Source organism: Clostridium sp. N3C (assembly GCF_900095445.1).
Taxonomy (GTDB): Bacteria; Bacillota; Clostridia; order Clostridiales; family Clostridiaceae; genus Clostridium_AU.
Map to the genome: position 1 here is coordinate 1 of NZ_FMJL01000081.1, position 6,666 is coordinate 6,666.

The following is a 6,666-nucleotide window of genomic DNA, read 5'->3' on the forward strand; positions in this document are numbered from 1 at the left end:
AAAGTTCTTTTATCATCGCATGAGGAGTATTTATCATAAAGTGTCAAATTTTATTGAAAAATTAAAATAGATGTATTATATTTTTATGTATAATGTGTAAAATATTTGCCATAAGGCTGTAGAAGGGAGAAGTTATTTTGAAAAAGAAGAAGAGGGTTTTTTCTTATTTACTGAGTATTTTCTTGCTTGTAAACCTATTTCCAAATATCAAGGTTTCAGCAGAGGGGATCCCAGCTTTAGCTCCGAAGAATTTAACTTTATCGGTTAGTGGGACAAGAAGCGGAAATGATGGGATAAGCTTTACTCTTGGAGATACCATTCAATTATCTGTTGGCATGGATAATCCAGAGAAGTTTGATAGTGTAGAAATTTACTACTTGGAACCAGAAACTAGGGATCTCGTACACTATTATTTGAATTATAATGAGGATACTAATCAATTTGAAGCTTCTATTAACATAGAGCAATACATATTTATAAATGGAAAATATGAGGTGCTATGTTTAGATTTCTGGGGCAAAGAATTTACTTTTTATGAAGTTTATAATTCAGTTGTAACAAATTCTGATGATGTAAATAAGTAGGACTTTAGCAATGGGGACTTTTATGTTAGTGGATTAATTAGGGATACAGATCCACCAGTTTTTCATTCTATAACTGTTGATAAATCTAATGTTACAGGTAATGACACAGTGAAATTCACTGTAAATGCTAGTGATGATGGTGCTGGTGTTGAAGGTTGTTATTTAGAGCTTTTAAAGCCTGATGATAGTACCACTTATATTAACTGTGAAAAAGTATCAGAAAATGTGTTTGAGGCAGAATACAGCATTTCAGCTTATGCTTTGAGTGGTGATTATAAGATACAATATATCAATATTAGGGATAATGTTGGGAATTTTGTCGGTCATTATAATTCTGAATTATATCCAGACAATTATGATGTAAAGGATTTAAGTGCTGCAGACTTTACAGTTTCAGGAACTATTTAAGATAAGGAGTATCCAAAAATTGATTCAGTTAATGTAGATAAGAAGGAAGCAAGGTCTGGGGATACCATCACCATAACAGTTGAGACTAGTGATGATGTTTCGGGGATAAGTTATTTTTATCCAAGTGTAGTAGAGGTTAATAGCTTAACATCTGGTGAATATTGGCCAAATACTCTTGCTGTTGACTGGCAGAAGGTTTCAGAGGGAGTGTATCAAATAACCTATACGGTAAATGAATATGATGAGAGTGGAAGCTACACAATAAGAAGCATCAGTATTGAAGATAGGGCTGGACACTTTATCACATATTATAATTCAAACTATTATGACGATGAACCCTATACCTTTGATTTCAGTGCAGCAGATTTTGATATATCTGGTACTACCCCTGACAAAGAAGATCCTAAGATTGACTCTGTAAGTGTAAATAAGAAAAATGCAGAGCCTGGTGATACTGTGACTATAGCAGTTACAGCTAGTGATGATGCTTCAGGCATAGAATATTTATATGCAACTATAGTAGATGCTGATAGTTTAGGAGATGAGTGGACATATTCATTAGATGTAAGTTGGATGAAAGTATCAGAGGGTGTGTATGTAGCAGAATACACTGTAGGGCAATATAGTGAAAATGGAAACTATAAAATTGCCTATGTTGAATTAGGAGATAGAGTTGGAAATGAAATAACCTACTATAATTCAAATCTATATCCGAATGAAAATAATTTATATGATTTTAGTAATGCGGATTTCAGTATATCTGGTTGCACACCGGATTATGAAGCTCCTAAACTTCTTTCTGTAAATGTAGATAAGAAGAATGTAGAACCTGGTGATACTGTAACAATAACTGTGCAGGCCAGTGATGATGTGTCAGGCATAAGTTATTTTGATGCCAATGTTGTAGAACTTAATAGTTTATCATCAGAAACAGAATGGGCTAAAACCTTAAATATATATTGGGAAAAAGTATCAGAAGGGGTTTATCAGGCAGAGTATACTGTAGGATTATATGATACAAATGGAACCTATGTAATTGACTATATTGATATGAATGATAAGGCTGGAAATTGGATTACTTATTATAATGCGGAGTTATTTACAGATGAAGAAAATTTATTCGACTTCAGTCCAGCATATTTTACTATATCAGGTTGCATTAATGATAATGAAGTGCCTACCATTGACTTTGTAACCGTTGATAAGAAAAATGTACAACCTGGAGACACTGTGACTATAACGGTTCATGCCAGTGATGATCTTTCAGGTATAGATGACTTGTTTGGATTCGTAGTGGATGAGAACAGCCTATTATCAGGTGAATATTCTTATATGGGACTTGATTTTCAATGGGAGAAAATATCAGAAGGAGTATACCAGGGTCAATATACAGTAGGGCAATTTGATGAGAATGGTATCTATACAATAAATTACATGGACATCACAGATAAAGCAGGAAATTATGTTAGATACTATAATTCTAATTTTGACCCATATGAGGATAATACTTTTGATTTCAGTGCAGCGAATTTTAGTATATCTGGTGCCACACCAGACTATGAAGCGCCTGTGCTTACCTCCGTATCTGTGGATAAAACAATAGCAAGACCTGTAGATACCGTTACAATAACAGTAAACACTAGCGATGATGCTTCAGGTGTAAATTGGTGTTATGTAGAGCTTTTAAAACCAAATGGAGAGATTGAATATTTTTATGGAAGTGAAGTTTCAGATGGAGTATTCGAGATACAATATACTGTAGACCAATATGATGATAATGGTACTTACCAAATTGACTATATTAGCATATGGGATAAGGTAGGACGATTAAACTACTACTACAATTCTGTTTTATATCCTTACCAATATAGCAGTATGGATTTTAGTAGTGCAAACTTCACTGTCGAAGGAGCTACAGCAGACCATAATGGTCCAGAATTGATAAGTGTTAGCATAGATAAAACAAGTATTAATCCTTTTGAGGTTGCAACCCTTACAATTGAAGCTACCGATGATGTATCCGGTATTGAATCCATTTGGGCTAAGTATAGAACCCCTGATGGAGAGTACAAAGAAGTAGGATTTACCCATGTAGGTAATAATATTTATAAGGGGTATGTAAGTGTAGGATTTTATTCACCCATGACTACATATGAGCTAGTGGAGATAACCTTAACAGATAATGTATATAATTTCAGATGGTATACTGCTGAGGATACTAGCCATGGCATAGATTTGAGCAAGTGTAATTTTGAGGTTTATGGAACTATAGTAGATAATAACGATCCAGTATTATTACAAGTGTTTGCTATGATAAGAAATGCAACTATTGGAGATACATTAAGCTTTGATATTCTTTGCATGGATTTAGAGTCTGGAATTCATACTCCAACTAAAATGGAATATTATAATAACACCTATATTACCTTTGTATCTAAAACAGGAAAGCGAGTTACTACTCCAATAACTAATAATAAAGGTATATTCAATAGTTTATTTAACGTTGGAAAGTATACTGAAGATGGTATTTGGAAAGTTTACGAAATATCCTTGGCTGATAATGCTGGTAATGTACTAAAGGTAGGAAACAAGGACATTCTGTATAATGATTATGAATCCTATGATTATATGATGGATTTTAGTCATTTAGAGTTTACAGTGTTTGGTACTCTTTCAGACTTTGCTGCTCCTGAATTATTGGATATAAGTGTAGACAAGAAAAATATAAATTATAATCAGATAAGCACTATAACACTAGATGCTATTGACGACTTATCAGGCATTATCACATCTGGAAAGAATGATTATATTTTTGGTGTATCTTCAATGATATTCCTTGGCCCTAATGACACCATAAAAGTTTATGGTATAAAAGAAGGAAATAACAATTATTATGTTGATTTCTATCTTGGACAAAATGATCGGACTGGAATATGGAGACCTGTTGGATTAATTTTAGCGGACAAGTCAGGAAATACTACTAATTATGTAGACTCAAACCTTTCTCAATGGATGAGGGAAAGGATTGAAGCCTTCTTTGATGACAAAGGTAACATAGTTGAAAAAGATTTTAGTTCCAATAGTATAACTGTCCAAAAGCAAAATGAGGATACTGTTCCGCCAGTGCTAAATAATGCTGTTATAGATAAAAATGAAGTTAATGGCAAAGATGTGGCTACCATCACTTTGGACATTAAAGATGACCGATATATAAACGATAATTCTTCATTAGGTTTCGTTGTTTATAAAAATGGTACCGATGAGAAATATGGTGAAATTTACAAGGAAAATGGCAAGTTTATTGCAAAGGTAAACTTCTATGGCTTTGAGAGCAACGGATTATGGAAAGCTACCTACATTTATTTTAGAGATGAAGCAGGAAATTATATTAACTATGAAAACTCAATAGGCCAAAGCCCATATGAAACTGTTAAGTATGTTGACCTAAATCATCTTAATATAACTGCCACAGGAATGTACGATGGTTCTGGGGATGAGCCTAACTTCAGCCAAGTATCAGTGAACACAAAATATGTTGATATGATTAATAATTCTCAAGTAGAGATAACTATTGACGGCGTGACTGGTATTCCAAATGAAGATGATGGCTTATTTGTATCTTGGATTATCTTTGTGTCACCTACAGGAAAGTATTATAAGCAAGCACAGCTTAGTTATGAAAATGGTAAATTTAAAGCTACATTGGCCTTTACTACTGATGATGAAATTGGTACCTGGAGAATTGATAATATATTAATACTTCCTTATCTTGCTGGCGGTTTGAAAGTAATAAATTCAGCTAACCCACACAAGGATTTGTTTGGAAAGTATAAGCTAATGGATTTAAGTACTTGCGACATTGAATTCTCTTCACCGCTAACGGATTTAATAAAGCCGGAATTAACTAATATTGAAGTAAGCCAAAAATCTATAGACTTAGATGGTAATGTTTTAATATCCATCGATGCAATGGATGATTCAGGTGTTTCTTCCGTAAAGGTTACATATTTAACACCTGGCTTTCATGAGGTTGATTATGTACTAAATAAGGTTGGTGAAAGCTTCCAAGCTTACATTTCACCATACAGTACAGATGTAAATATCGGACAGTGGAAGATTTTAAGGGTGGAAATAAGAGATAACACCGGCAATGTAAGTGTTATTGGAAATTACATGAATGACAGGCTTTATATGAACTCCATTAACAAGCTTATGGATTTAAGCGCAGGAGATTTTGAGGTAACGGACAGTCTTCTCACCGATGTAACTGGAGATAATCAGGTTAATATACTAGACCTAGCTATGGCAGCTAGAAACTACAACCTAGACGAAAGCTCTCCATTCTGGGAGCCTCGGGCAGATATAAACAAGGACAAGAAGGTAGACATCTACGACTTGGTACTTATCTGCAGGAGGCAGTAGGTGCCCCAGGGGCGCGCGGTTTGCAGCGAACTGTGTCGGAAACGCCCCAGGGGTGTGCGATATTTGTAGAAGCGGCGAAAAGTTGCTTTCCTAAGAGGACTACTCTAACGAAAAAAGGATGTCTTGTATCCAAGCAAATATGGATGACAAGATATCCTTTTTTATTGGACGTTATGTTATAAGCAATGTTTTGGCTTCTGACATTTAAAAGCGGGGTAGCGGTTTTTTGGTATGTTGCTTTGTTTCAAAAAGGTGTTGATGCAGAAATGGATTGAGTTGGATAAGCAGTAACGACGGATTTACAGCTTCTATTACATCATCCAGCACCTATGACTGTTGACGGCACTATAGTAGCTTATGTCAGTTTAATAGGTTCAAAACGAACATTCATTATTCTTTAGATCCTTTATAAAACATAGTATATAGTGATTCAGCTATAGGATAATAGGCTCTAGATTTCTTATATCATATATCTCAATTTTTACTTTTTACCTCTTAACTCTAACAGTTCGATAGCACTTTTTGATTGTAATTGAATAGGAAATTATAAAAATGAAGAGCCTGAAAGGACGCAAAATTTTCCTAAATGTCTGACTTCTAATCTCTAAAAGCTATGGAGCAGTTTTTCTATAACAAAGGGTTTTTGCAAGGTGGAGTTTATAAGGCTGATGATGAATATTTGTTATTAATATCATGTGGCTCTGCGCTGGTAGAGATGCAGTTGCTTTTGCTACCGAAAGGATTATCGCCATTTATACCAAGTTGCTCTGTGGCGCCAGTGCTATATTTGCATCTGCTACCAGAAGGATTATCGCAATTTATATCATGTATCCTGTAGCGCCAGTATTGTAGTTATTATTGGAGGAGCATTTCTACATTTAATCTGTTACCTTATATTGTTTATTCTGTACTAAATAGGCTGCCTGTTATATCATTTCTACATATTATCTGTTGCCAGTTGACTTGTTGCCTGCAAAAGTAGTTTGCCCCGTTTTAAGTAGAAAATTGCTGTAATTAATAGTAAAATATAATTAGTTGTTAGGTACTGTAAAAAGTTTATGAAAAACTAGCTTCAAAACTACCAACAAACTGAAGTTAGCTGCAACTAACCGCAGTTGCCTTGACAAACATTCGCCAAATGAAGTCTTTACCTCGTAGAGGGCAAAGGGAATAGATATAAGGGCATGACACATAAGCCCTCTCATCCTAATTTTGCCATTTGGCTCATTGTTTATCAAGGGCTCGCTAACGC

Annotated in this window: 5 protein-coding genes; 4 read left to right on the top strand and 1 reads right to left on the bottom strand. The window is 34.6% G+C overall.

Annotation, left to right across the window (positions count from 1 at the left end):
• The first annotated feature begins 137 nt into the window (after positions 1-137).
• From N3C_RS14225 to N3C_RS15185, 4 genes are all read left to right on the top strand, one after another.
• Positions 138-584 carry a hypothetical protein gene (locus tag N3C_RS14225; RefSeq protein WP_074366670.1) on the top strand — a complete coding sequence of 149 codons (447 nt, stop codon included), beginning with the start codon at positions 138-140 and terminating at the stop codon, positions 582-584.
• Positions 585-620: 36 nt separating this feature from the next.
• Positions 621-992, top strand: coding sequence for a DUF7035 domain-containing protein (locus N3C_RS14230; RefSeq protein WP_441294409.1), 372 nt, complete (start codon positions 621-623; stop codon positions 990-992).
• A gap of 207 nt (positions 993-1,199) precedes the next feature.
• On the top strand, positions 1,200-5,414 hold the full coding sequence (locus N3C_RS14235) for a DUF7743 domain-containing protein (protein WP_074366672.1): 4,215 nt from the start codon (positions 1,200-1,202) through the stop codon (positions 5,412-5,414).
• Between the two features lie 693 nt (positions 5,415-6,107).
• A complete protein-coding gene (locus N3C_RS15185) occupies positions 6,108-6,266 on the top strand; it encodes a hypothetical protein (protein WP_178377846.1) in 159 nt (52 codons plus the stop codon).
• 179 nt (positions 6,267-6,445) lie between these two features.
• Here the strand turns inward: N3C_RS15185 and N3C_RS15225 are convergent.
• Positions 6,446-6,666: hypothetical protein (locus N3C_RS15225; protein WP_207648633.1), on the bottom strand; the 221-nt coding region annotated here is incomplete at its 5' end.